28 protein-coding genes are annotated in these 26,254 nt (G+C 60.2%); 1 reads left to right on the plus strand and 27 read right to left on the minus strand.

All coding sequences use genetic code 11. The features are described from left to right. Positions 1-11 precede the first annotated feature (11 nt). The 21 genes from FEE99_RS26800 to trmJ form a co-directional block, all read right to left on the minus strand. Entirely contained in the window at positions 12-803 is a 792-nt protein-coding gene (locus FEE99_RS26800; RefSeq protein WP_041479926.1) for an amidohydrolase, read from the minus strand. Beyond that, positions 791-1,939, minus strand: coding sequence for a pyridoxal phosphate-dependent aminotransferase (locus tag FEE99_RS26805; protein WP_041479927.1), 1,149 nt, complete (start codon positions 1,937-1,939; stop codon positions 791-793). The genes FEE99_RS26800 and FEE99_RS26805 overlap by 13 nt, the downstream gene beginning before the upstream one ends. A gap of 154 nt (positions 1,940-2,093) precedes the next feature. Further along, entirely contained in the window at positions 2,094-3,566 is a 1,473-nt protein-coding gene (der, locus tag FEE99_RS26810) for a ribosome biogenesis GTPase Der (RefSeq protein WP_024014210.1), read from the minus strand. 135 nt (positions 3,567-3,701) lie between these two features. Further along, positions 3,702-4,853 carry an outer membrane protein assembly factor BamB gene (gene bamB, locus FEE99_RS26815; protein ID WP_016773335.1) on the minus strand — a complete coding sequence of 384 codons (1,152 nt, stop codon included), beginning with the start codon at positions 4,851-4,853 and terminating at the stop codon, positions 3,702-3,704. After that, positions 4,846-5,487: a tetratricopeptide repeat protein gene (locus FEE99_RS26820; RefSeq protein WP_041479928.1), complete on the minus strand. Its 642-nt coding sequence runs from the start codon at positions 5,485-5,487 to the stop codon at positions 4,846-4,848. Before FEE99_RS26820 ends, bamB begins: the two co-directional genes overlap by 8 nt. A gap of 41 nt (positions 5,488-5,528) precedes the next feature. Continuing rightward, positions 5,529-6,818: a histidine--tRNA ligase gene (gene hisS, locus FEE99_RS26825; RefSeq protein WP_024014212.1), complete on the minus strand. Its 1,290-nt coding sequence runs from the start codon at positions 6,816-6,818 to the stop codon at positions 5,529-5,531. Positions 6,819-6,840: 22 nt separating this feature from the next. Next, a complete protein-coding gene (gene ispG / locus FEE99_RS26830; protein ID WP_016773332.1) occupies positions 6,841-7,950 on the minus strand; it encodes a flavodoxin-dependent (E)-4-hydroxy-3-methylbut-2-enyl-diphosphate synthase in 1,110 nt (369 codons plus the stop codon). Positions 7,951-7,953: 3 nt separating this feature from the next. After that, the gene (locus tag FEE99_RS26835; protein WP_041479929.1) at positions 7,954-8,973 is read right to left on the minus strand and encodes a RodZ domain-containing protein; all 1,020 of its coding nucleotides are present in this window, start codon (positions 8,971-8,973) and stop codon (positions 7,954-7,956) included. Then, complete coding sequence (pilW, locus tag FEE99_RS26840) at positions 8,973-9,731, minus strand: type IV pilus biogenesis/stability protein PilW (RefSeq protein ID WP_016773330.1); 759 nt, start codon at positions 9,729-9,731, stop codon at positions 8,973-8,975. Before pilW ends, FEE99_RS26835 begins: the two co-directional genes overlap by 1 nt. A gap of 12 nt (positions 9,732-9,743) precedes the next feature. After that, positions 9,744-10,892 carry a 23S rRNA (adenine(2503)-C(2))-methyltransferase RlmN gene (gene rlmN / locus FEE99_RS26845; RefSeq protein WP_024014215.1) on the minus strand — a complete coding sequence of 383 codons (1,149 nt, stop codon included), beginning with the start codon at positions 10,890-10,892 and terminating at the stop codon, positions 9,744-9,746. A gap of 28 nt (positions 10,893-10,920) precedes the next feature. Continuing rightward, positions 10,921-11,346, minus strand: a complete 426-nt coding sequence (gene ndk, locus FEE99_RS26850) for a nucleoside-diphosphate kinase (protein ID WP_016773329.1) — start codon at positions 11,344-11,346, stop codon at positions 10,921-10,923. A gap of 87 nt (positions 11,347-11,433) precedes the next feature. Beyond that, the gene (iscX, locus tag FEE99_RS26855) at positions 11,434-11,634 is read right to left on the minus strand and encodes a Fe-S cluster assembly protein IscX (RefSeq protein WP_016773328.1); all 201 of its coding nucleotides are present in this window, start codon (positions 11,632-11,634) and stop codon (positions 11,434-11,436) included. Between the two features lie 14 nt (positions 11,635-11,648). Next, positions 11,649-11,990 carry an ISC system 2Fe-2S type ferredoxin gene (gene fdx, locus FEE99_RS26860; RefSeq protein ID WP_016773327.1) on the minus strand — a complete coding sequence of 114 codons (342 nt, stop codon included), beginning with the start codon at positions 11,988-11,990 and terminating at the stop codon, positions 11,649-11,651. Further along, positions 11,990-13,855 carry a Fe-S protein assembly chaperone HscA gene (gene hscA / locus FEE99_RS26865; protein ID WP_039761433.1) on the minus strand — a complete coding sequence of 622 codons (1,866 nt, stop codon included), beginning with the start codon at positions 13,853-13,855 and terminating at the stop codon, positions 11,990-11,992. Before hscA ends, fdx begins: the two co-directional genes overlap by 1 nt. Before the next feature lie 50 nt (positions 13,856-13,905). Beyond that, positions 13,906-14,427, minus strand: coding sequence for a co-chaperone HscB (gene hscB / locus FEE99_RS26870; RefSeq protein ID WP_016773325.1), 522 nt, complete (start codon positions 14,425-14,427; stop codon positions 13,906-13,908). A gap of 8 nt (positions 14,428-14,435) precedes the next feature. Further along, positions 14,436-14,759 (minus strand): iron-sulfur cluster assembly protein IscA, encoded by a 324-nt coding sequence (gene iscA, locus FEE99_RS26875; RefSeq protein ID WP_003227904.1) that lies wholly within the window; start codon positions 14,757-14,759, stop codon positions 14,436-14,438. A gap of 34 nt (positions 14,760-14,793) precedes the next feature. Beyond that, on the minus strand, positions 14,794-15,180 hold the full coding sequence (gene iscU, locus FEE99_RS26880) for a Fe-S cluster assembly scaffold IscU (RefSeq protein WP_003227907.1): 387 nt from the start codon (positions 15,178-15,180) through the stop codon (positions 14,794-14,796). Between the two features lie 100 nt (positions 15,181-15,280). Continuing rightward, positions 15,281-16,495, minus strand: coding sequence for an IscS subfamily cysteine desulfurase (locus tag FEE99_RS26885; protein WP_016773324.1), 1,215 nt, complete (start codon positions 16,493-16,495; stop codon positions 15,281-15,283). A 50-nt stretch (positions 16,496-16,545) separates the two neighbouring features. Next, positions 16,546-17,037: a Fe-S cluster assembly transcriptional regulator IscR gene (gene iscR / locus FEE99_RS26890; RefSeq protein ID WP_016773323.1), complete on the minus strand. Its 492-nt coding sequence runs from the start codon at positions 17,035-17,037 to the stop codon at positions 16,546-16,548. A gap of 239 nt (positions 17,038-17,276) precedes the next feature. Beyond that, positions 17,277-18,053, minus strand: a complete 777-nt coding sequence (cysE, locus tag FEE99_RS26895) for a serine O-acetyltransferase (RefSeq protein WP_024014221.1) — start codon at positions 18,051-18,053, stop codon at positions 17,277-17,279. A 3-nt stretch (positions 18,054-18,056) separates the two neighbouring features. Further along, a complete protein-coding gene (gene trmJ / locus FEE99_RS26900) occupies positions 18,057-18,827 on the minus strand; it encodes a tRNA (cytosine(32)/uridine(32)-2'-O)-methyltransferase TrmJ (protein ID WP_041479930.1) in 771 nt (256 codons plus the stop codon). 145 nt (positions 18,828-18,972) lie between these two features. Here trmJ and suhB point away from each other — a divergent pair, with 145 nt between their 5' ends. After that, positions 18,973-19,791: a type III secretion system regulator SuhB gene (gene suhB, locus FEE99_RS26905; protein WP_016773320.1), complete on the plus strand. Its 819-nt coding sequence runs from the start codon at positions 18,973-18,975 to the stop codon at positions 19,789-19,791. 250 nt (positions 19,792-20,041) lie between these two features. Here suhB and FEE99_RS26910 read toward each other — a convergent pair whose 3' ends face one another. From FEE99_RS26910 to queA, 6 genes are all read right to left on the minus strand, one after another. Further along, positions 20,042-20,590, minus strand: coding sequence for a glycine zipper 2TM domain-containing protein (locus tag FEE99_RS26910; RefSeq protein WP_041479931.1), 549 nt, complete (start codon positions 20,588-20,590; stop codon positions 20,042-20,044). Positions 20,591-20,711: 121 nt separating this feature from the next. Beyond that, positions 20,712-21,626 carry a protein translocase subunit SecF gene (secF, locus tag FEE99_RS26915; RefSeq protein ID WP_041479932.1) on the minus strand — a complete coding sequence of 305 codons (915 nt, stop codon included), beginning with the start codon at positions 21,624-21,626 and terminating at the stop codon, positions 20,712-20,714. Positions 21,627-21,635: 9 nt separating this feature from the next. Further along, a complete protein-coding gene (gene secD / locus FEE99_RS26920; RefSeq protein WP_016773318.1) occupies positions 21,636-23,504 on the minus strand; it encodes a protein translocase subunit SecD in 1,869 nt (622 codons plus the stop codon). A 65-nt stretch (positions 23,505-23,569) separates the two neighbouring features. Then, positions 23,570-23,908 carry a preprotein translocase subunit YajC gene (gene yajC, locus FEE99_RS26925; RefSeq protein ID WP_016773317.1) on the minus strand — a complete coding sequence of 113 codons (339 nt, stop codon included), beginning with the start codon at positions 23,906-23,908 and terminating at the stop codon, positions 23,570-23,572. Between the two features lie 43 nt (positions 23,909-23,951). Beyond that, positions 23,952-25,067, minus strand: a complete 1,116-nt coding sequence (gene tgt, locus FEE99_RS26930; protein ID WP_160768392.1) for a tRNA guanosine(34) transglycosylase Tgt — start codon at positions 25,065-25,067, stop codon at positions 23,952-23,954. A 14-nt stretch (positions 25,068-25,081) separates the two neighbouring features. Continuing rightward, a complete protein-coding gene (queA, locus tag FEE99_RS26935) occupies positions 25,082-26,146 on the minus strand; it encodes a tRNA preQ1(34) S-adenosylmethionine ribosyltransferase-isomerase QueA (RefSeq protein ID WP_016773315.1) in 1,065 nt (354 codons plus the stop codon). Positions 26,147-26,254 lie beyond the last annotated feature (108 nt).

A 26,254-nucleotide genomic window follows, 5' to 3' on the forward strand; every position in this document is an offset into this window, starting at 1 on the left:
CGCTGGGAGTATCAGGTGAACTCGAAAGTGTCGGCATCCAGGTTAGCCGGAAAGCGCTCGCGATATGCAGCCAACGGCGCCGCTTCCAGAATCACCTTGAACACGCCATCCGCCTCCCCCGCCGCCAGCAACGTCTCGCCCTGGAAATCCAGCACCTGACTGTCGCCGGTATACGCGAAGCCTTTGCCATCGCTGCCCACCCGATTTACCGCTGCCACGTAGCAGAGATTTTCAATCGCTCGTGCCGGCAGCAGGCGGTTCCAGTGCAGACGCCGTGCGCCCGGCCAGTTGGCGGTGTACAGCAGCAGATCGGTGTCCTGCGCGTCGCGGCTCCACACCGGGAAACGCAGGTCGTAGCAGATCAGCGGACGAATCCGCCAGCCCTTGAGCTCGAACTGCACCTGACGCTCGCCCGGCGTGTAATGGTTGTGCTCGCCGGCCATACGAAACAGGTGACGCTTGTCGTAATGCAGCACTTCGCCGTCCGGCCGCGCCCACAGCAAGCGGTTGCGATGGCTGCCGTCAGCCGCCTGGATGATCACGCTGCCAGTGATGACCGCATCGAACTTGGCCGCCTGCGCCCGCAGCCATTTGCTGGTCGGGCCGTTTTCCGCCTCGGCGAGGGTTTCCGACTCCATGGAAAAACCGGTGGTGAACATCTCCGGCAGGATAATCAGATCGGCGCCACGGGCCTGTTCCAGCAACAGCTCGAAATGCTCGAGGTTGGCCCGGCGATCATGCCAGGCCAGGCTGGTCTGGATCAGCGCCAGGGTCAGGTCTGGCAATGCACTCAGATCACGCATAGTTTTGCCGCCGCTTCACGCAGCGTCTCCTCGCGTTTGGCAAAGCACAGGCGTATCAGGCGCTGGCCTTGCGGTGGATTCTGGTAGAACACCGACACCGGAATGCTCGCGACACCGTGCTCGCGAGTCATCCACATGGCCATGTCGACATCGTTCAGATCCGGACGGATCTGCGAATAATCGACCAACTGGAAATAGGTGCCGGTGACTCGGGTAAAGCTGAAGCGCGATGGCGCAAGCAGATCGCAGAACAGATCGCGCTTGGCCTGATAGAAACCCGGCAGCTCTTCAACGTGTTCCGGGTGCTCGGCCATGTAATCGGCCAGCGCGTATTGCAGCGGCGTGACGCCACAGAAACTGACGTACTGATGCACCTTGCGCAGCTCGGCCGTCAGCGCTGGCGGGGCGACGACGTAGCCGGTTTTCCAGCCGGTGACGTGGTACGTCTTGCCGAACGAACTGATCACGAACGCGCGCTGATACAGCTCTTCATGGGCCAGCACGCTGACATGCGGCACGCCGTCGAAGACCAGGTGTTCGTAGACTTCGTCGCTGATCAGATAGATGTCGCGATCACGGATCAACGCCGCCAGTTGATCGAGCTCGTCGCGGCTGATCAATGCGCCGCTGGGGTTGTGCGGGGTGTTGATGACGATCATTTTCGTCCGCGGACTGAGGGCCGCTGCGAGTTGATCGAAATCGATGGAGAAATCGTCCGGATTCAGCTGCACATGCACGCAACGACCGCCCGCCAACTCCGTCGCCGGTGCGTAGCTGTCGTAGCACGGATCGAACACGATGACTTCATCGCCGCTGTGAATCACTGCCTGAATCGCGCAGAAGATTGCCTGAGTCGCACCGGGCGTTACCGTCACTTCATGATCGGCATCGACTGTCACGCCATAGCTGCGCGCGATCTTGGCCGCGATCTGCTGACGCAACGCCGGCAAACCGGTCATCGGCGAATACTGGTTATGGCCACTGGCGATATGCCGCCCGACCGCATCACGCAACGACTGCGGGCCGTCGAAATCCGGGAAACCCTGGGACAGGTTGATCGCGCCGGTCTGCGCCGCGAGCTGAGACATCTGCGTGAAAATAGTGATGCCGACATTCGGCAGCTTGCTGGTGATCATCGGAAGCCCCTTGCAGGTGAAACGCAAGTTTCAAGCGTCAAGCTGCAAGCTGCAAGCAAAAACCCTCGCCCACAAAAAAGGGCTCCATACGGAGCCCTCTTTGCTTCTACTGCTTTTACTTGAAGCTTGCAGCTTGCAACTTGAAGCTGCTGTTTTATTTCTTGTCGCGGCGCTTCTTGCTGGCTTTCTTGTTGTGCGACATCAAGCGACGCTTCTTGTTGACCTGGCGGTCGGTCAGCGTGTTCTTGTTGCCTTCGTACGGGTTCTCGCCGCCCTTGAACTCGATGCGGATCGGCGTACCGACCAGCTTGAGTACACGACGGTAAGTGTTCTCCAGATAGCGCACGTACGACTTCGGCACTTTCTCGATCTGGTTACCGTGGATCACGATGATCGGCGGGTTCGCACCACCGAGGTGAGCGTAACGCAGCTTGATCCGGCGGTTGTTGACCATCGGCGGCGCGTGCTCGCCCACCGCATCTTCGAGAATCTGGGTCAGACGGTTGGTCGGCCAGCGGGTAACAGCGGACTTGAACGAGTTCTGCACCGAAGCGTAGAGGTTGCCCACGCCCGTGCCGTGCAACGCCGAGATGAAGTGAATGTCGGCGTAGTCGACGAAGAACAGCCGACGTTGCAGCTCGACTTTCACGAAGTCGCGCTCGCTCGGCGTCATGCCATCCCACTTGTTGATCGCGATGACCAGCGCACGACCGGATTCGATCGCGAAGCCCAGCAGGTTCAGGTCGTGATCGACCACACCCTCGCGGGCGTCCATCACGAAGATCACCACGTTGGCGTCTTTGATCGCCTGCAGGGTTTTGACCACGGAGAACTTTTCGACTTCTTCGTGGATCTTGCCGCGCTTGCGCACACCGGCGGTGTCGATCAGCGTGTACTTCTCTTCATTGCGCTCGAACGGAATGTAGATGCTGTCGCGGGTGGTGCCCGGCTGGTCGTACACGATGACCCGGTCTTCACCAAGCATGCGGTTGACCAGGGTCGACTTGCCGACGTTCGGACGACCGATGATGGCGATCTTGATCCCGTCTTTTTCGCTCGGACCAGGAATGCGCTTGGCTTCCTCGCCTTCGGCAACGACTTCTTCCTCTTCGCCTTCAGCCGGCTCGTCATCATCGCGCGGGAATTCGCTCAGAGCGGCTTCCAGCAGTTGCGTGATGCCACGGCCGTGGGCGCCGGCGATCGGGATCGCGTGGCCCATGCCCAGCGGGGCGAATTCGGCGCGGGCCATTTCCGGGTCGATGTTGTCGACCTTGTTGGCGACCACGTGGGAACGCTTGTTACGTTTGCGCAAATGCTCGGCGATCATCTGGTCGGCAGCGGTAAAACCGGCCTTGGCATCTACCAGAAACAGCACCACATCGGCTTCTTCGATGGCCAGCAGCGACTGCTCGGCCATTTTTTCGTCCATACCATGTTCGTCACCGGAGATACCGCCGGTGTCGATCAGAATGTAGGAACGCCCTTGCCACTTGGCCTCACCGTACTGGCGATCACGGGTCAGACCGGACAGGTCGCCGACGATGGCGTCACGAGTCCTGGTCAGGCGGTTGAACAAGGTGGACTTGCCGACGTTCGGTCGGCCCACCAGGGCGATTACGGGAACCATGCGGCTCTCCACTTCGTTATTTCAGAAAATACAAAAGCCGCTGCGAGGCAGCGGCTGGTGCTCGGGGCAACACCCGGGGGCGCTGCAAACCCTGCTGATGCAGGGCCGCTTGGGGATGAACCCCAAGCATAGTTGTTACTTGATGGTCAGGGCTTCCAGTTTGCCGCTGTTGCCATACACATAAATCGTGTCGCCCACCACAAGCGGACGGGCACGCAGGCCGTCGCTGTCGATGCGCTCACGGCCGACGAAACGACCGTCGACCTGACTCAGCAGATGCAGATAACCTTCCAGGTCACCCACAGCTACGTAGCTGGAGAACACTTCCGGTGCCGACAATTGACGGCGAGCCAGCGAATCGTTACTCCACAGTGCGGTGGTCGAACGCTCGTCGACGCCTTCAACGGTGCCCGAGGACAGGCTCACATAGACGCTGCCGAAACCCTGAGCGATACCCGCGTAGCTCGACGCGTCGCGCTGCCACAGTTGACGACCGCTTTCCAGGTCCAGTGCCGCAACGCGACCCTGATAGCTGGCCACGTACAGCGTGCCGCCCGACAGCAGCAGACCGCCGTCGATGTCGACCACGCGCTCCAGTTCCGAACGACCCTGTGGAATGGCGATGCGTTGTTCCCACACCGGCACGCCGTTGGAGATGTCCAGCGCGACCACTTTACCGGTCGACAGGCCAGCTACCGCCAGGCGGTTGGTCACCAGCGGAGCACTGGTGCCACGCAGGGTCAGGACCGCCGGGGTGCTGTCATACACCCAGCGCTGGTTGCCGGTGGCAGCGTCCAGACCGATCAGACGATCGTCCTGGGTCTGCACCACCACCACGTCGCCATTGTTGGCCGGCGGCGCGAGCACTTCACTGTTGACGCGGGCACGCCACTTCTCTTCACCGTTGCTGGTGTCCAGAGCGACGACTTCGCCACGCAGCGTACCGATCAGTACCAGACCATACCCCACGCCGACGGCGCCGGAGACAGGCAGTTCCAGATCCTGGTCCCACTTCACGTCGCCGTTGCTGCGATCCAGCGCCATCACCACACCGGTCACATCGGCGGCGTAGATGGTGTCACCGTCGATCGCCGGCACCAGCATGTTGTAGGTTTCGCCCTGACCGTCACCGATCGAGCGGCTCCACTGCTTCTGCAGAACGACTTCTTCTTTGAAGTCGGTCAGTTCGGCCGGTGGCAATTCTTTCTTGCTGTTGCTGCTGCAACCCGCGGCCAGAAGGGCCAGAGCCAGCAATGCTGCATGCTTCCAACGGATCACGTCACGCATCCCCTTTGGCCAGGTCGTCGAGCTTGATTTGAAGGCCACCGACCGCCGCTTCATCCGACAGTGCCGCCTTGGCTTTTTGATACGCCTTGTTCGCGTCATCGGTACGGCCCAAGCGCACCAGCAGGTCGCCCTTGAGTTCTTCGCGAGTGGCCAGGAACGCTTTGTCGGCATCGCCGTCGAGCAGTTTCAGGGCGTCTTCGGCCTTGTCCTGCGCGCCCAGTACCTGCGCCAAACGCTGACGGGCGATTTCGCCCAGCGCCGGGTTCGCCGGTTTGTCGACGATGGCTTTGAGTTCGGCTGCCGCGTCGTCCAGCTTGCCGCTGTCGACCGCCACTTTGGCGACGAACAGGCTGCCGTATTGCGCATAGGCAGAACCGCCGTACTCGCTGTTGAGCTTGCCGGCCAGATCCGCAACGCGGGCGGCATCAGGCTTGCCGTCAGGCGTCAGCGTGGTTTCCAGCAATTGCTGATAGAGCACCGAAGCGCCTTGCGACTGGTTGCTCTGGTACTTGTGCCAGGCCTGCCAGCCGAACACGATGACCAGCGCCAACAGGCCGCCGGTGACCAGAGGTTTGCCGTTGCGTGTCCACCAGTCCTTCAAATCCGCCAACTGTTCGTCTTCGGTACTCGACACCCCAATACTCCTTAATCGCTAAATCGGCTGTTAAGACAGCTTCAACCCTGCACGACGCAGGTGGCCAGGTGAGCGGCGAGCGCATCCCAGGCAATGCTTTGTTGTTCGCCCTGGCCACGCAGGGGTTTGAAACCTACCACTTGCTGGGCCATTTCGTCGTCACCGAGGATCAATGCGTACAGCGCACCGCTCTTGTCGGCCTTCTTGAACTGGCTTTTGAAACTGCCGGCGCCGGCATTGACTTGCAGGCGCAGGTTTGGAAGTTCATCGCGAACCCGTTCGGCCAGGGCCAGACCGGCCAGCTCGGCTTCTTCACCGAAGGCGCAGAGGTAGACGTCGACCTGACGGGAAATTTCCTGCGGAATCTGCTCAAGGGTTTCGAGCATCAACACCAGACGCTCGATGCCCATGGCGAAACCGACGCCCGGGGTTGGCTTGCCGCCCATCTGCTCGACCAGACCGTCGTAACGGCCGCCCGCGCACACGGTGCCCTGGGCGCCGAGCTTGTCGGTGACCCATTCGAAAACGGTTTTGCTGTAGTAATCGAGGCCACGCACCAGTTTCGGGTTGAGCACGTAAGGAATGCCGACGGCATCCAGACGCGCCTTCAGGCCTTCGAAGTGAGCGCGGGACTCGTCGTCCAGGTAATCGGCCATTTTCGGCGCATCGACCAGCACGGCCTGGGTGTCGGCATTTTTCGTGTCGAGCACGCGCAGCGGGTTGGTTTTCAGGCGACGCTGGCTGTCTTCATCGAGCTTGTCGTGGTGCGCCGAGAGGTACTCGACCAGCGCTTCACGATAGCGACCACGGGATTCGCTGGTGCCGAGGCTGTTGAGTTCGAGCTTGACCGCATCACGAATGCCCAGCTCGCCCCACAGGCGCCAGGTCATGATGATCAGCTCGGCGTCGATGTCCGGGCCATCGAGGTTGAACACCTCCAGACCGATCTGGTGGAACTGGCGATAACGGCCTTTCTGCGGACGCTCGTGGCGGAACATCGGGCCGATGTACCAGAGTTTCTGCACCTGACCACCGCCGGTGATGCCGTGTTCGAGCACGGCGCGCACGCAGGCCGCAGTGCCTTCCGGACGCAGGGTCAGGGAATCACCGTTGCGGTCTTCGAAGGTGTACATCTCTTTTTCGACGATATCGGTGACTTCGCCGATCGAGCGCTTGAACAGCTCGGTGAACTCGACGATCGGCATGCGGATCTGCTTGTAACCGTAGTTATCCAGCAGACGCGCCACAGTGCCTTCGAAATAACGCCACAGCGGGGTCTGTTCGGGCAGGATGTCGTTCATGCCACGAATGGCTTGCAGAGACTTGCTCACAAAATTTCCTTAATTCGTTCGATCAGCCGCGCGCGATAACGGCAGCGTCAGCTTCGACCTTTTCGGCCGCTTTCTGGCGGATCAGCTTTTCCAGCTCGTCCACCAGATTGTCATTCGTCAGCTTCTGCGACGGCTTGCCGTCGATGTAAATCAGGTTTGGCGTGCCGCCGGTCAAGCCGATATGGGCTTCCTTGGCTTCGCCGGGGCCGTTGACCACGCAACCGATGACCGCGACATCCAGCGGCACCAGCAGGTCTTCAAGGCGCCCTTCCAGCTCGTTCATGGTCTTGACCACATCGAAGTTCTGCCGCGAGCAGCTCGGGCAGGCGATGAAGTTGATGCCACGGGAACGCAGATGCAAGGACTTGAGAATGTCGTAACCGACCTTCACTTCCTCGACCGGGTCGGCCGCCAGCGAGATGCGGATAGTATCGCCAATCCCTTCGGCGAGCAGCATACCTAGGCCCACGGCGGATTTCACCGTGCCCGAGCGCAAACCGCCGGCTTCGGTGATGCCCAAGTGCAGCGGCTGAACGATTTCTTTCGCCAGCAGGCGGTAGGCTTCGACGGCCATGAACACGTCGGAGGCTTTCACGCTGACCTTGAAGTCCTGGAAATTCAGGCGTTCGAGGTGTTCAACGTGGCGCAGCGCGGATTCGACCAGCGCCGCCGGGGTCGGCTCGCCGTATTTCTTTTGCAGGTCTTTTTCCAGGGAACCGGCGTTGACGCCGATGCGGATCGGAATGCCGCGATCACGCGCCGCATCGACCACGGCACGCACGCGGTCTTCGCGACCGATGTTGCCCGGGTTGATGCGCAGGCAATCCACACCCAGTTCGGCCACGCGCAAGGCGATTTTGTAGTCGAAGTGGATATCGGCCACCAACGGCACTTTGACCAGTTGCTTGATCTTGCCGAACGCCTCGGCGGCGTCCATGTCCGGCACCGAGACGCGAACGATGTCGACGCCGGCGGCTTCCAGACGATTGATCTGCGCCACGGTCGCGGCGACGTCATTGGTGTCGCTGTTGGTCATGCTCTGCACAGCGATCGGCGCGTCGCCGCCCACCGGTACGTTGCCGACCCAGATCTTGCGCGATTCGCGACGTTTGATTGGAGATTCGCCGTGCATGACTTATTGACCCAACTTCAGGCGAGCAGTCTCGCCACTGGTGAACGGAGCGATATCGACCGGTTGGCCGTTGTAGCTGACCTGTGCCGCGCGGGCAACGCCCAGACGTACGGCGAGCGGCGGCTTGCCGGAAACACTCACGCTGTCGCCTTTATGCTTCAGGCCGCTGAAAATCACTTTGCCACGGCCATCGGTCACCTGTGCCCAGCAATCGCCGGTGAACTGCAACTGCACCTGGCCTTCGCCGGCAACAGGCGCAGCTGCTTCAGCGCTTGGCGCTTGAGCAACCGGCGCGGACGGGGCAGGTGTCGCTGGGACATTCGGCGCTGGAGTGGCCGGAGCCGCCACCACTGGCGCAGGCGTCTGTGCCGGTGCGCTTGGCGCAACTGCCGGGGCAGCTGGCTCGGTAGCTGGCGCAGCAGATTCGGCGCCGGTCGATTCAGCACTGGTTTCCGACTGCGGCAAGGCCAGCGTTGTCGAACTGTCGGCCTGATTTTCGGCGACAGCCTGATCTTCCGGCTCGTCGATCGGGTGGATCTGCGTGGTGCCGTCCGCGCCTTCGACTTCGACGTGTTCCGGCGCCAGGCTGGTCAGATCGCGGGTGCGCTGGGAGGTCTGATCCTGCCACCAGACGAAACCGCCGCCGATGACCGCGATCAGCAGCAACAGGCTGACGATACGCAAAATGGTGTGGGAAACGCGCACCGGCTCTTCGATACGACCGAGGGCGTGAACGTTGCTGCCCTGGGAATCGGTGCCGGTGGACTGGTCGAATTGCTGAACCAGAACGGTCTGGTCCATGCCGAGCAATTTGGCATAGGCGCGAATGTAACCGCGAGCAAAGGTATGCCCCGGCAGCTTGTCGAAAGCGCCGGCTTCAAGATTGCTCAGGGACGTCACGGTGAGGTTGAGCTTGAGGGCCACTTCGGCCAGCGACCAGCCATTGCTTTCGCGGGCCTGGCGCAGGGTCTCACCGGGATTTACGCGATTCGCTGCTACAACTTCGGGATGCGCCGCTTTCATCATTGCTCCGACAGGTATTGCTGATATTCCGGCGTACCGGGATAGAGTCGTTTTAATTGCAGACCGTAACTGGCTGCCTTGTCGCGATCTTCAAACACTTTTGCCAGTCGAACGCCGAGCAATAGACTACGTGCATTTTGTTCGGTGAGCTGGCTGAAACGGTCGTAATAGTCACGCGCGGGCACATAATGCCTGTCTTCGAAGGACAACTCAGCCATTTCCAGCAATGCGCGTGGTTGTTGGCGATTCAGGCGCAGGGCTTTTTCCAGCTGTTGCTGGGCCAGATCACGCTGGCCAAGCTTGGCGGCGGTCATGCCGAGATTTTCGAAGACCCGCGAGCGCTCAGGATACAGGGTATCGGCGGCCGCTTGTTCAAAACGCTCGTAGGCTTCCTTGTAGCGCTGTTCTTCGTAGAGAAAACTGCCGTAGTTGTTGAGGATGCGCGCATCGGCGGGACGTGAGGACAGGGCCTTGCGAAAGTGCTCGTCGGCAAGTGCCGGCTCCATCTCGGCCTGAAACACCAGACCGAGGGCCGCATTGGCGTCGGGGTCGGAACCGTCCAGCTCCAGCGCTTTCTTCAATGGCACCTTGGCGCGCTCGGTCATGCCCTGCTGCAGATAGCCCAGCCCCAGCTGCACGTAGGCAGCCCGCGCTTCATCGCGGCCCTTGCTGGTCTTCATCGGGTTGTAGTCACCCGACAGGACACAGCCAGCGCAAAGGCTGGCCAACAGCAACAGCAGCGCAAAGCGCAGGGACATAGAGATCCTCTCTTAGTTAGTGTTCGCGGCGTTCTGTGCCAGATCGCTGTCGGCGCTCAACTCGCGCACGGCGATGTAACGTTCGCTGCGACGGGTGCGATCCAGCACCTGCCCTACCAATTGACCACATGCGGCGTCGATGTCTTCACCACGGGTGGTGCGCACGGTGACGTTGAAACCGGCCTGATGCAACTGATCCTGGAAGCGGCGGATGGCATTGTTGCTCGGCCGCTCGTACCCGGAGTGCGGGAACGGATTGAATGGGATCAGGTTGATCTTGCACGGGATGTCTTTAAGCAGCTCGATCATTTCCACTGCGTGCTCAAGCTTGTCGTTGACGTCCTTGAGCAAGGTGTACTCGATGGTCAGCACACGTTTCTCGCCAAGGGCGGACATGTAGCGCTGGCACGACTCGAGCAGCATCTTAAGCGGATATTTCTTGTTGATCGGCACCAATTGGTTACGCAATGCGTCATTCGGTGCGTGCAGGGACAACGCCAGGGATACGTCGATGTGCTTGGCCAGCTCATCGATCATCGGCACCACACCCGAGGTGGACAGGGTCACGCGGCGCTTGGAGATCCCGTAGCCGAGGTCATCCATCATCAGATGCATGGCGGCGACGACGTTGTCGAAGTTCAGCAACGGCTCGCCCATGCCCATCATCACCACGTTGGTGATGGCGCGGTCGACGGTGGCCGGGACGCTGCCGAAAGATTTGTTGGCAATCCACACCTGACCGATGACTTCGGCGGCGGTGAGGTTGCTGTTGAAGCCTTGCTTGCCGGTGGAGCAGAAACTGCAATCCAGGGCACAGCCTGCCTGGGACGAAACGCACAAGGTGCCGCGTTTGCCCTGGGGAATGTACACGGTCTCGACGCAGCTGCCGGACGCCACGCGCACCACCCATTTACGGGTGCCGTCGCTGGAGATGTCCTCGCTGACCACTTCCGGACCACGCACTTCAGCAATGGCCTTGAGCTTGTCGCGCAAGGCTTTGCTGACGTTCGTCATGGCGTCGAAATCATCGACGCCAAAGTGGTGAATCCATTTCATTACCTGACCGGCACGGAAACGCTTCTCCCCGATTGAGTCGAAGAATTTTTCCATTTCCGGCTGGGTCAGACCCAGCAGGTTTGTTTTAACAGTCGATGTAGTCATGGATTCACCTTCACTCTGCAAGCAATGCTTAGCGAGTGGTTACTTCAGTAGCTGCGAAGAAGTAAGCGATTTCGCGAGCGGCAGCAGCTTCGGAGTCCGAACCGTGAACGGCGTTGGCGTCGATCGATTCAGCGAAGTCAGCACGGATGGTGCCTGGAGCAGCTTCTTTAGGGTTGGTAGCGCCCATCAGCTCACGGTTGCGAGCGATAGCGTTTTCACCTTCCAGAACCTGAACGACAACCGGACCGGAAGTCATGAAAGCAACCAGGTCGCCGAAGAAACCGCGCTCGCTGTGCTCAGCGTAGAAGCCTTCGGCTTCGGCTTTGGACAGTTGCTTCAGTTTCGAAGCTACAACGCGCAGGCCAGCGTCTTCGAAGCGAGTGGTGATCTTGCCGATCACGTTTTTAGCAACGGCGTCAGGCTTGATGATGGAGAAAGTACGTTGAACAGCCATGGTGTAACTCCAGAAACGGTAATTTGCGAAAAATTAAACCCGCGAATTATACGCGGGTTCTTGGGTATTGCCTAACCTGCGAGACGATCAGTCCAATTCTGCGGCCCAAAGCTCCTGAACCGCTTCAAGCACCTTCTCGCCGACCCGGCCAGAAGTAGCATCGAAGTCAGGCAGCTCAAGGATCATCTGCTGCAGACGGACAAAACCTACAGAGTATGGATCGAGCCCCTCGTGGGCCTCGGCCAGCTCTTCGGCAATGCGTTGAACATCATTCCAACCGTAGCTCATGACAGTCTTACCAGTCAGTGCGGCGCTTCGGCCGCATGGTTAAGCGAATATTTCGGAATCTCGACGGTGAGGTCTTCCTCACCGACGATGGCCTGGCAAGCCAGACGCGATTGCGCCTCAAGGCCCCAGGCACGATCAAGGAAATCCTCTTCCAGCTCGTCAGCCTCTTCCAGCGAGTCAAAACCCTCGCGGATGATGCAGTGGCACGTGGTGCAGGCGCAGACGCCGCCGCACGCGCTTTCCATCTCGATATGGTGTTCGTGGGCCAGTTCGAGAATCGATGTGCCGGGCGCAGCCTCGACCACCATGCCTTCAGGGCAGAACTTCTCGTGGGGCAGAAAAATGACCTGCGGCATCAGATATCCTCGATTTCATTCAGGTTGCGCCCCGACAGAGCGGCTTTCACCGTCAGATCCATGCGGCGGGCAGCAAAAGCATCGGTCACTTGCGACAGACGCTTGGTCTGCTGCTCGATGGCGTAGCCATCGGTACCTTTCATCAGTTCGGCCAGTTCCTGCATTTGCAGTTCGATGACCATGCGCTCTTCGGCGTCGAGCAGACGCTCGCCATCGGCCTCCAGCGCGCCCTGCACCGCTTCGAGCAGGCGCTGGGCATCGACTTGCTGCTCACGCAGAACACGGGCGACCTTGTCGTCATTGGCGTGCTGGAACGAATCCTTGAGCATCTTGGCGATTTCGCCATCGGTCAGACCATAGGAAGGTTTGACCTGAATGCTCGCCTCAACGCCCGAGCCCAATTCACGAGCAGACACGCTGAGCAGACCGTCGGCGTCGACCTGGAAGGTCACGCGAATTTTCGCCGCACCGGCCACCATCGCCGGAATGCCGCGCAATTCGAAACGCGCCAGAGAGCGGCAGTCGCTGATCAGCTCGCGCTCACCCTGCAACACGTGGATCGCCATGGCCGACTGGCCGTCTTTATAGGTGGTGAAATCCTGAGCGCGCGCGACGGGGATGGTGGTGTTGCGCGGAATCACCTTCTCCATCAGCCCGCCCATGGTTTCCAGCCCCAGGGACAGCGGAATCACGTCGAGCAGCAGCAGTTCGCCGCCATCGCGCTTGTTGCCAGCCAGGGTGTCGGCCTGGATCGCGGCCCCAATGGCCACCACTTGATCCGGGTCGATTTCCGTCAATGGCTGACGACCGAAGGCTTCGGCAACGGCTTCACGCACGCGCGGTACGCGGGTCGAACCGCCGACCATAACCACGGCGTGGACGTCTTCCAGCTCGATACCGGAATCGCGAACCGCGCGGCGGCAGGCTTTCAGACTGCGCGCGACCATTGGCTCGATCAGCGCATCGAAGGCTTCGCGGGTCAGTTGCGCTTTCCAGTCGCCGTAAGCCACTTCCACACTGGCCGCATCGGTCAAAGCCTCTTTGGCCGCGCAAGCGGTTTGCAGCAGATTGCGTTGTGCGCCCGGGTCGAGATCCGCGGACAGGCCAGCGCTCTCAATGATCCAGCCGGCAATCGCGTGATCGAAGTCATCGCCGCCCAGCGCGCTGTCGCCGCCAGTGGCCAGAACTTCAAAGACGCCGCCAGTCAGACGCAGAATGGAAATATCGAAGGTACCGCCACCAAGGTCATAAATTGCAACCAGGCCTTCGGCGTGCTGATCCAGACCGTAAGCTACAGCGGCAGCGGTCGGTTCGTTGAGCAGACGCAACACGTTCAGACCGGCGAGTTTGGCCGCATCTTTGGTGGCCTGACGCTGCGCATCGTCGAAGTAGGCAGGAACGGTGATTACCGCGCCAACCAGTTCGCCACCCAAGGTCGCTTCAGCGCGCTGACGCAGGACCTTGAGGATATCCGCGGAAACTTCAACCGGGCTTTTCGGGCCTTGCACGGTGTCGATGAACGGCATGTGCGATTCGCCGCCGACAAAGCGGTACGGCAGTTGCTCGCCCAATTGCTTGACGTCGGACAGACCACGACCCATCAAGCGCTTGACCGAAAGCACGGTGTTAAGAGGATCGGAGGATGCCGCCAGCTTGGCGGACTCACCGACTTCGACGCGGTCGGCGTGATAACGCACGGCGGACGGCAGGATGACCTGCCCGTTGGCGTCGGCCAGCGGTTCGGAAAGACCACTGCGCAGCGCAGCGACCAGCGAATTGGTAGTACCCAAGTCGATGCCCACAGCCAGACGGCGCTGGTGCGGTTGAGGACTTTGGCCGGGTTCGGCGATCTGCAGTAGAGCCATGGTGATCAGGTCTTGTCTGTCTGTCAGCGTGCAATCAGGGCAGCACTGGGTTAATCGTCGAGGCGCTCTTCCAGCTGGCGCACTTCGTAGGTGAGCTTGTCGAGGAACTGCATGCGCCGCATCAGGCGTTCGGCCTGTTCACGTTGCGCTGCATCATCCCAACAGGCTGCGAAGCTTTCGTTGAGCTGTTCCTGAGCCGCCTTCAAACGACGCTTGAATACCGCGACACCGTCGAGGTCGGCGCTGTCCTGCAGATCTTCGAGCTCTTCGCGCCATTGCATCTGCTGCAGAAGAAACTCGGGATCGTGGACGGTGACTTCCATCGGCACTTCATGCCCGCTGATTTTCAGCAGGTAGCGTGCGCGCTGGGCCGGGCTCTTGAGCGTCTGGTAGGCGTCGTTGAGCCGCGCCGATTGCTCGAGTGCCGAGCGCTGCTCGCGCTCGGAAGCGTCGGCAAAGCGGTCAGGATGGACGCCGCGCGCCAACTCACGGTAGCGCGTGGCCAACTGCTCGAGGTCCAGGCGGAAGCTCGGTTGCAGCTCGAATAAAGCGAAATGACAAGGAATACCCACGACCAGCCTCAGATGTTGAAGCTTTCGCCGCAGCCACATTCACCGCGCACGTTGGGGTTGTTGAACTTGAAGCCTTCGTTCAACCCTTCCTTGACGAAGTCGAGCTCGGTGCCGTCCAGGTAGGCCAGGCTTTTCGGGTCGATGATCACTTTTTCGCCGTGACTCTCGAACACCTGATCCTCCGCCACTACCTCGTCGACAAACTCCAGCACGTAGGCAAGGCCGGAACAGCCCGTGGTGCGAACACCCAGACGAATCCCTTCACCTTTGCCGCGCCCATCGAGGGAGCGCCGCACGTGTCGAGCAGCCGCTTCTGTCATGCTGATAGCCATCGTTGACTCCTTACTCGTCGCCGAATCTTGAAATTCAGATCAAGCCTTTCTTCTGCTTGTAATCGCGGACAGCCGCTTTGATAGCGTCTTCAGCGAGCACGGAGCAGTGGATTTTCACTGGCGGCAGGGCCAGTTCTTCGGCCAGCTGAGTGTTCTTGATGGTTTCGGCTTCGTCCAGCGTCTTGCCCTTCATCCACTCGGTGGCGAGGGAGCTGGATGCAATGGCCGAACCGCAACCGTAGGTCTTGAACTTGGCGTCTTCGATAACGCCCTGATCGTTGACCTTGATCTGCAGACGCATCACGTCGCCGCACGCCGGAGCGCCGACCATGCCGGTGCCGACATCAGGATCTTCCGCGTTCATCTTGCCGACGTTGCGCGGGTTTTCGTAGTGGTCGATGACCTTTTCGCTGTAAGCCATGATTCTCAATCCTCACTCATCAGGGCCGCTCTTGAGACCCTGCAACTGCGCTGCGTTAACGCCGCGTCGCTACAGGATCTGTATCCGGCGGCTTCTATAGTTAGTGTGCCGCCCACTCGATTTTCGAGATATCGACGCCGTCTTTGTACATGTCCCACAGCGGCGACAGAGCGCGCAGCTTGGTAACGGCCTCGCAGACTTTCTGCGCGGCGTAGTCGATTTCTTCTTCGGTGGTGAAACGGCCGAAGGTAAAGCGGATCGAGCTGTGTGCCAGTTCGTCGTTGCGGCCCAGGGCGCGCAGTACGTACGAAGGCTCCAGCGACGCCGAGGTGCAGGCCGAACCGGACGATACCGCCAGATCCTTGAGCGCCATGATCAGCGACTCGCCTTCAACGTAGTTGAAGCTCAGGTTCAGGTTGTGCGGAACGCGGGCGGTCAGGCTGCCGTTGACGTACAGCTCTTCCAGGTGCTCGACCTGCTTGTAGAAGCGATCGCTCAAGGCTTTGATGCGCACGTTTTCAGCGGCCATGTCTTCCTTGGCTACGCGGAACGCTTCGCCCATGCCGACGATCTGGTGGGTCGCCAGGGTGCCGGAACGCATGCCGCGCTCGTGACCGCCGCCGTGCATGGTCGCTTCGATGCGCACACGCGGCTTGCGGCTGACGTACAGCGCGCCGATGCCTTTAGGGCCATAAGTCTTGTGGGCGGAGAACGACATCATGTCGACTTTCAGCTTCTGCAGATCGATTTCGACCTTGCCGGTGGACTGAGCCGCGTCGACATGGAACAGCACGCCTTTGGCGCGCAGCATCTCGCCGATTGCAGCGATGTCGTTGATGGTGCCGATTTCGTTGTTGACGTGCATCACCGACACCAGAATGGTGTCTTCGCGCAGTGCGGCGTCAATCATTGCCGGAGTGATCAGACCGTCTTCGGTCGGCTCGAGGTAGGTCACTTCGAAACCTTCACGCTCCAGCTGGCGCATGGTGTCGAGGACAGCCTTGTGCTCGATCTTGCTGGTGATCAGGTGCTTGCCTTTGGAGGCGTAGAAATGTGCCGCGCCCTTGATCGCCAGGTTGTCGGATTCGGTGGCACCGGAGGTCCAGACGATTTCGCGCGGGTCGGCGTTGACCAGATCGGCCACCTGACGACGGGCGTTTTCGACGGACTCTTCAGCCTTCCAGCCGAACACGTGGGAGCGGGACGCCGGGTTACCGAAGTTTCCGTCGACCAGCAGGCATTCACTCATTTTCTGCGCAACGCGCGGATCAACCGGGGTGGTTGCAGAGTAATCAAGGTAAATCGGCAATTTCATGGACTATCTCCTAAATCAGGGCTGGCGTGCCGCGGGTAGCTCTTCGGCTGTCATTCGACGGCGGACGCTTCAATCTTGTCCAGGCGTGGCGCCTTGCTGCTGCAACGGCGCTGGTCCTGACGCTGGGCCACTTCTTGTACCTCACGGCGAGTGACAAGGTCGGCCAAGCTGATACCGCTCAGAAATTCGTGAATCTGCAGGCTCAAGTCGCACCACAGATGATGGGTCAGGCAGGTATCACCGGAATGGCAATCGCCCTGGCCCTGGCACTTGGTGGCATCGACCGATTCGTTCACCGCATCGATCACCTGGGCGACCTGGATGCCCTGCATGTCGCGGGACAACTGGTAGCCACCACCCGGACCGCGAACGCTGGAAACCAGGTTGCTGCGGCGCAGCTTGGCAAACAGCTGCTCGAGGTAGGACAGGGAGATGCCTTGGCGCTCGGAGATATCGGCCAGAGACACCGGCCCGTGCTGCGCGTGCAACGCCAGGTCAAGCATGGCGGTCACGGCGTATCGGCCTTTTGTAGTCAGTCGCATGGACAGTTACCACGGAGTTCGGAATGGGCGGGAGTATGCAATTCCCGAGCATTTAAGTCAACTATAAGACCTAGTGCTTTAGTCGGGTTTACCCGCAAAAGAGCGCGCGCACTATAGCAAAGACGGGCTGCGGACAGCCAGCGGAACCGCGTGATCGTTCTTCGCGAGCAGGCTCGCTCCCACATTGGAATGCATTGCTCTTGTGGGAGCGAGCCTGCTCGCGAAAAGCAGCGCGCGGTTCAGCCGGCTTTCGATTCGTCCTTGCCCTTGACGCAGGCGAAGTCTTCTTCACGCAGTTCAGGCAGATCTTTCGCACAGTAATTGCTGCCCAGATCCTTCAGCGCGCCGCACATGCCTTCCAGGCGCCCGTCCACTGCTTGCAGATGATCGAGCAACTGGCCGATGGCGCGAGCCACCGGGTCAGGCATGTCTTCGCTGACACCGTAGGCGTCGAAACCGATCTTTTCCGCCATGGCTTTGCGCTTGGCGTCCTGCTCTTCATCGGTCTTGACGATGATCCGCCCCGGAATCCCCACCACCGTGGCGCCCGGCGGCACTTCTTTGGTGACCACAGCATTGGAACCGACTTTGGCGCCGGCACCCACAGTGAACGGGCCAAGCACCTTGGCGCCAGCGCCGACCACCACGCCATCACCCAGCGTCGGGTGGCGCTTGCCTTTGTTCCAGCTGGTGCCGCCGAGGGTCACACCTTGATAGATAGTCACGTCGTCGCCGATCTCGGCGGTTTCACCAATGACGATGCCCATGCCGTGGTCGATGAAGAAACGCCGACCGACCTTGGCGCCCGGATGAATCTCGATCCCGGTCAGCCAGCGACCGAAGTTCGACACCAGTCGCGCCAGCCACTTCAACTCGTTGCGCCAGAGCATGCCGGCCAGACGATGAATCCAGATCGCATGCATGCCGGGGTAGCAGGTCAGGACTTCAAAAGCGTTACGCGCCGCCGGGTCTCGATGGAATACGCTCTGGATATCTTCACGCAAACGCTCAAACATCATTCAATCCTTCCGCTTTAGAAGCTCGCCACGGGCCGCTTTCTGGGTTTCCGTGAGGATGCCACGCAAAATATTCATTTCCGCCCGGCTGACCGAGCTGCGTCCGTACAACCGGCGCAGGCGCGCCATCAAGTGCCGTGGCTTTTCCGGATCGAGGAATTCGATGGCGACCAGCGTCTGCTCCAGGTGCTCATAGAATCGCTCCAGCTCATCCATGGTCGCCAGCTCGGCGCTTTTCACCGAGGCCACTTCTTCTTTCTCGACCTTGCTCGGCTGACCCTGTGCGGCCAGCCAGGCCATGCGCACTTCATAACTCAACACCTGCACCGCCGCCCCGAGGTTCAGCGAACTGAACGTCGGGTCGGAAGGGATGTGTACGTGAAAGTGACATCGCTGCAGCTCTTCGTTGGTCAGGCCGGAATCTTCACGGCCGAACACCAAAGCAATCTCGGCGCCCTGCCCGGCTTCCTCGACCACTTTGTTGCCGCACTCGCGCGGATCCAGCAGCGGCCAGGGAATACGCCGGTCGCGGGCGCTGGTGCCGAGCACCAGATTGCAGCCGACCAGAGCATCTTCCAACGTGGCGACGACTTGCGCGTTTTCAAGGATGTCACCGGCACCAGAGGCGCGGGCATCGGCCTCGTGGTGCGGGAAGACCCGCGGATCGACCAGCACCAGTCGCGACAGACCCATGTTTTTCATGGCGCGCGCGGCCCCGCCGATGTTGCCGGGGTGGCTGGTGTTGACCAGGACGACACGAATGTTCTGCAGCAAGGGAGGCGCTCTCGGACACAGGAAAGGGGGGCAAATCTTACAGAACAGCCTACCGTTAAGCTATGAAAGCGAACAGCGTCCTTCACCTGAAGAAAAGTTCTGATAGAATGCGCGGCTTTCTTTAACAACCTTAGGTGACACATCCATGCAGCCCATGCTGAATATCGCGCTGCGCGCCGCCCGCAGCGCCAGTGAACTGATCTTCCGCTCCATCGAGCGCCTGGATACCATCAAGGTCGACGAAAAAGACGCCAAGGATTATGTATCCGAGGTCGATCGCGCCGCTGAACAGAAAATCATCGATGCCCTGCGCAAGGCTTACCCGAATCACTCGATTCAGGGTGAAGAAACCGGCCTGCACGCTGGCACCGGCATCGAAGGCGAAGAGTACCTGTGGATCATCGATCCGCTGGACGGCACCACCAACTTCCTCCGTGGCATTCCGCACTTTGCAGTGAGCATTGCCTGCAAATATCGTGGCCGCCTGGAGCACGCAGTGGTTCTGGACCCGGTTCGCCAGGAAGAATTCACCGCCAGCCGTGGTCGCGGCGCTCAACTGAACGGTCGTCGTCTGCGCGTCAGTGGTCGCACCAGCCTCGACGGCGCCCTGCTCGGCACAGGCTTCCCGTTCCGTGACGATCAGATGGACAACCTCGACAACTACCTGGGCATGTTCCGCGCCCTGGTTGGCCAGACTGCCGGCATCCGCCGCGCCGGTTCGGCGAGCCTGGACCTGGCTTACGTGGCTGCCGGTCGTTTCGATGCGTTCTGGGAGTCGGGCCTGTCCGAGTGGGACATGGCTGCAGGCGCCCTGCTGATTCAAGAAGCCGGCGGTCTGGTGAGCGACTTCACCGGCGGCCACGACTTCCTGGAAAAAGGCCACATCGTTGCCGGCAACACCAAATGCTTCAAGGCAGTGCTGACGGCGATCCAGCCGCACCTGCCGGCTTCGCTGAAGCGCTAAGCTTTCCGCGAAACCAAAAAGCACCCTTCGGGGTGCTTTTTTTATCCCTGCGATTCAACACCGTTCCCTGTAGGAGCTGCCGAAGGCTGCGATCTTTTGATCTTGCTATCAAAAAAACAAAGTCAAAAGATCGCAGCCTTCGGCAGCTCCTACACTAATCAGGTGAATCAACAGGAGATCGGTTGACTGAAGAAATCGCGAGCACAAAAAAAGCACCCCGCAGGGTGCTTCTTTTCACAACTGTGGAGCCTTACTGAGCCGGCTCATTCTGCGACAGGATCAGCTTGCCTTCCTTGTCGACCGGAATCTGGTTGCCCGGATCGCGATCCATCCGCACTTTGCCTTCCTTGCCATCGAGCGAGTAACGCACGTCGTAGCCGACGACCTTGTCGCTGATGTCATTGACCGTGTTGCAACGGGTTTGCGTGGTGGTGTAGGTGTCGCGGTTCTGCATACCTTCCTGCACCTTGTTACCGGCATAACCGCCGCCAACTGCACCGGCCACGGTGGCAATCTTCTTGCCGGTACCGCCGCCCACCTGATTACCCAACAGACCACCGGCTACGGCACCGATCGCCGTGCCGAGAATCTGGTGTTGATCCTTGACCGGCGCCTGCCGGGTCACGGTTACATCCTTGCATACTTCACGTGGAGTCTTGATCTGTGTCTTGACCGGCTCAACGGCTAATACTTGCGCATACTCAGGGCCGCTTTTAACCAGGCTGTAGGTGGCAACAGCACCCCCGGCTGTGACACCGACAGCACCCAATACCGCACCAACCAGCAACGACTTGTTCACATGAACCTCCTGACCATCACATGCGGGACGCGCCCGCGCTTCTCCCAGCCTTGGAGCACAAAAAAAGGCGCGAGTTCAACTCGCGCCTTTTGTTGGCTGACAGCCGGGAAATCGCTGACCGTTATGGACGGTCGTCGACTTCCTTGTCGGTGTTGGCCGGAGGAATCAGATCCTCGGTGGTCAGGTTCAGCCAGATCAGCACCACGTTGGCGATGTAGATCGACGAGTAGGTACCCGCCAGTACACCGATGAACAGCGCGATGGAGAAGCCGAACAGGTTGTCGCCACCGAAGAACAGCAGCGCCGCGATCGCCAGCAGAGTGGAGATCGACGTCGCCATGGTGCGCAGCAGGGTCTGGGTGGTCGAGATGTTGATGTTCTCGATCAGCGTCGCCTTACGCAGCACACGGAAGTTCTCACGTACCCGGTCGAAAACCACGATGGTGTCGTTCAGCGAGTAACCGATGATCGCCAGCACCGCCGCCAATACTGTCAGATCGAAGGTGATCTGGAAGTACGAGAGGATACCCACGGTCACGATCACGTCGTGGATCAGCGACACAATCGCGCCGACCGCAAACTTCCACTGAAAGCGGAACGCCAGGTAGATCAGGATGCCGCCGAGCGCCAGCAGCATGCCGAGGCCGCCCTGGTCGCGCAGTTCTTCACCAACCTGCGGGCCGACGAACTCGACACGCTTGACCGTCGCCGGGTTGTCGCCGCCGACTTTCTGCAATGCGTCTGCGACCTGATGGCCCAGCTGCGGGTCTTCACCCGGCATGCGCACCAGCAAGTCAGTAGTGGCGCCGAAGTTCTGCACCACAGCTTCGTGATAACCGGAAGTCGCCAGTTGCTCGCGCACCTTGGTGACATCGGCCGGACGCTCGTAGGTCAGCTCGATGAGCGTACCGCCGGTGAAGTCCAGACCCCAGTTCATGCCCTTGGTGGCGACACTGAACAAGGCGATGACGGTAAGCAACACGGTGACGCCGAACGCGAAGTTGCGAACGCCCATGAAGTTGATTGTACGTAACATGGCAGCCCCTTAAATCCACAACTTCTTGAAGTCACGTCCGCCAAAGATCAGGTTGACCATTGCGCGGGTCACCATGATGGCCGTGAACATCGAGGTAAAGATCCCGAGGGACATGGTCACTGCGAAACCCTTCACCGGGCCGGTGCCCATGGCGAAGAGAATGCCGCCGACCAGCAAAGTGGTCAGGTTGGCGTCGAGAATCGCAGTAAATGCCCGGCCGAAGCCTTCGTTGATTGCCCGCTGCACAGTCATGCCGGCGGCGATCTCTTCACGAATCCGCGAGAAGATCAGTACGTTGGCGTCGACCGCCATACCCATGGTCAGGACGATACCGGCGATACCCGGCAGGGTCAGCGTGGCGCCCAGCAACGACATCAATGCCAGCAGCAGCACCATGTTCACCGCCAGCGCGACGGTGGCGATGACGCCGAAGAAGCGGTAGATGGCGATGATGAACAGCGATACGAACAGCATGCCCCACAGGGAAGCGTCGATACCTTTGGTGATGTTGTCAGCACCCAGGCTCGGACCGATTGTGCGCTCTTCAGCGAAGTACATCGGTGCAGCCAGACCACCGGCACGCAGCAGCAGTGCCAGCTCGGACGACTCGCCCTGACCGTTCAGGCCAGTGATGCGGAACTGCGCACCCAGCGGCGACTGGATGGTCGCCAGGCTGATGATCTTCTTCTCTTCCTTGAACGTCTGCACCGCAACGTCTTTCTCGACGCCATCGACCACTTGCTTGGTGTAAGTGGTGACCGGACGCTGTTCGATGAAGATCACCGCCATGCTGCGACCGACGTTGGAACGGGTCGCGCGGCTCATCAGCTCGCCACCGTGGCCATCCAGACGGATGTTCACTTCAGGCGTGCCGTGCTCGCCGAAACCGGCCTTGGCGTCGGTGACCTGGTCACCGGTGATGATCAGACCACGCTCGATCTGCGCTGGCGGACGGTTGCCTTCGCGGAATTCGAACGACTCGGAAGTGGCTTTCGAAGCGCCCGGCTCGGCGGCCAGACGGAACTCGAGGTTGGCCGTCTTGCCGAGGATACGCTTGGCTTCGGCAGTGTCCTGCACGCCCGGCAGCTCAACCACGATACGGTTGGCGCCCTGACGCTGCACGATCGGTTCGGCAACACCCAGCTCGTTGACGCGGTTACGTACCGTGGTCAGGTTCTGCTTGATGGAGTATTCACGGATTTCCGCCAGCTTGGCCGGGGTCATCGCCAGACGCAGCACCGGTTGACCGTTGAGATCGGCCGGAACAATGTCGAAATCGTTGAAATTCTTGCGGATCAGCGCACGGGCCTGTTCGCGAGAATCTTCATCGCTGAAGCCCAACTGAATGGCACCGCCCAGTTGCGGCAGGCTGCGATAGCGCAGCTTCTCTTTGCGCAGCAGGCTCTTGACGTCGCCTTCGTAGACTTTCAGGCGCGCATCGAGGGCTTTGTCCATGTCCACTTCGAGCAGGAAGTGCACACCACCGGACAAGTCCAGACCCAGCTTCATCGGGTGCGCACCGAGGTTGCGCAGCCATTGCGGGGTGGTCTGTGCCAGGTTCAGCGCGACGACGTAGTCATCACCCAATGCCTTGCGCACAACATCCTTGGCCGGCAGCTGGTCTTCAGCCTTGCTCAGACGGATCAGACCGCCCTTGCCGCCTGCCGTCAGCGTAGCCGCCTTGACGTTGATGCCGGACTCTTTCAGCGCTGTGCTGACGCGAGCCAGATCGGCGTCATTGACCTGCAGAGCCGTGCTGGCGCCGCTGATCTGAATGGCCGGGTCATCAGGATAAAGATTGGGAGCGGAATAAATCAGACCGATCGCCAGCACCGCCAGGATCAGAATGTATTTCCACAGAGGGTATTTGTTCAGCATCACGCCGCCCGTTATGAACGCGGGGCGCCTTGCGCGCCCCGTCGATTGAGTAGAAGTTGTTGCTCTTAGATCGCTTTCAGCGTGCCTTTTGGCAGCGTGGCGGCGATGGCGCCTTTCTGGAACTTCATTTCCACGGTGTCGGAAACTTCCAGAACCACGAAATCATCGGCAACCTTGGTGATCTTGCCGGCGATGCCGCCAGTGGTCACGACTTCGTCGCCCTTCTGCAGGCTGCTCAGCAGGTTCTTCTGCTCTTTGGCGCGCTTGGCCTGTGGACGCCAGATCATCAGGTAGAAGATGACCAGGAAGCCGACCAGGAAAATCCACTCGAAGCCGCCGCCCATTGGGCTTGCAGCAGCCGGTGCAGCTGCGTCAGCCATGGCGTTAGAGATAAAAAAGCTCATTTAGCACTCCAGTTGCAAATGTTGAATCTTGGGGTCAGAAAACTCAGTCCAAAGGCGGGACGGGAAGTCCGCGTTTGGCGTAGAAGGCATCGACAAAGGCGGCCAATGTACCCTGTTGAATAGCCTCGCGCAAACCAGCCATCAGCACCTGATAATGGCGCAAGTTATGGATGGTATTGAGCATGCTGCCGAGCATTTCGCCGCACTTGTCCAGGTGATGCAGATAAGCGCGCGAGAAGTTCTGGCAGGTGTAGCAATCGCAGGTCGGATCCAGCGGCGATTCATCATGGCGATGGAACGCGTTACGGATCTTCAGCACACCGGTATCGATGAACAGATGCCCATTGCGGGCATTACGGGTTGGCATCACGCAATCGAACATGTCCACCCCGCGGCGCACACCCTCAACCAGATCTTCCGGTTTGCCAACGCCCATAAGGTAACGAGGTTTGTCAGCGGGCATCTGGCCCGGCAGATAATCCAGCACCTTGATCATTTCGTGCTTCGGTTCGCCCACCGACAGACCGCCGATGGCGAGGCCGTCGAAGCCTATCTTGTCGAGGCCTTCGAGCGAGCGCATGCGCAGGTTTTCATGCATGCCGCCCTGAACGATGCCGAACAGCGCTGCGGTGTTGTCACCGTGGGCATTCTTCGAACGCTGGGCCCAACGCAACGACAGCTCCATCGATACCCGCGCGACGTCTTCGTCAGCCGGATACGGCGTGCATTCGTCGAAGATCATCACAATGTCGGAACCGAGATCGCGCTGCACCTGCATCGACTCTTCCGGCCCCATGAACACTTTGGCGCCGTCGACCGGAGAAGCGAAGGTCACGCCCTCCTCCTTGATCTTGCGCATCGCGCCGAGGCTGAACACCTGGAAGCCGCCGGAGTCGGTGAGGATCGGGCCTTTCCACTGCATGAAATCGTGCAGGTCGCCGTGCTCCTTGATCACTTGAGTGCCGGGACGCAGCCACAGGTGAAAGGTGTTGCCCAGAATGATTTCCGCGCCAGTGGCGACGATGTCGCGCGGCAGCATGCCCTTGACCGTGCCGTAGGTGCCGACCGGCATGAACGCCGGGGTCTCGACGGTGCCACGGGGGAAGGTCAGGCGACCACGACGAGCCTTGCCATCGGTGGCCAGCAGCTCAAAGGACATTCGACATTCGCGACTCATTCTGTTTCCTCTGGGCCTGTCTGTTCAGGGGCAGTTGGAGCGGGATTGCGGGTGATGAACATCGCATCCCCGTAACTGAAAAAGCGGTAGCCGTTTTCCACGGCGGCCTTGTAGGCGGCCATGGTTTCGGGATAACCGGCAAACGCCGAAACCAGCATCAACAGCGTGGATTCCGGCAAATGGAAATTGGTCACCAGGGCATCGACTACATGAAACGGCCGGCCCGGATAGATAAAGATGTCGGTGTCGCCACTGAACGGCTTGAGCACACCATCGCGCGCCGCACTTTCCAGCGAACGCACGCTGGTGGTGCCGACCGCAATCACCCGACCGCCACGCGCACGGCACGCAGCGACCGCATCGACCACATCCTGGCCGACTTCCAGCCACTCGCTGTGCATATGGTGATCTTCGATCTTCTCGACACGCACCGGCTGGAACGTCCCCGCGCCGACGTGCAATGTCACGAATGCAGTCTCGACGCCCTTGGCAGCAATCGCCTGCATCAGCGGCTCATCGAAATGCAGCCCCGCCGTCGGCGCCGCCACCGCACCCAGACGCTGGGCATACACGGTCTGATAACGCTCGCGATCCGAGCCTTCATCCGGGCGGTCTATATAAGGAGGCAACGGCATGTGCCCGACGCGGTCGAGCAGCGGCAAGACTTCCTCGGCAAAACCCAGCTCGAACAGCGCATCATGACGCGCGAGCATCTCGGCTTCGCCACCGCCATCGATAAGGATCTTCGAACCCGGCTTCGGCGACTTGCTGGAGCGGACATGAGCCAGCACGCGGTGCGCATCGAGCACGCGCTCAATGAGAATTTCCAGCTTGCCGCCGGACGCTTTCTGCCCGAACAGCCGCGCCGGAATCACCCGGGTATTGTTGAACACCATCAAATCGCCCGGGCGCAAATGCTCAAGCAAATCAGTGAATTGACGGTGTGCCAGGGCGCCGCTCGGCCCATCAAGGGTCAGCAGGCGACTACCGCGACGCTCGGCCAACGGATGGCGGGCGATCAGCGAATCAGGAAGCTCGAAAGTAAAGTCAGCAACGCGCATGATGGGGTTCGTCTAGCAGGGCCGGAAAGTCTAGCGGAAATATCGAAAATTGACCATGAAACGTGATTGACCAACGGTAATCACCTCTCTATACTTCGCCGCCATTGA

Source organism: Pseudomonas sp. ef1 (assembly GCF_007293365.2).
Lineage (GTDB): Bacteria > Pseudomonadota > Gammaproteobacteria > Pseudomonadales > Pseudomonadaceae > Aquipseudomonas > Aquipseudomonas siliginis.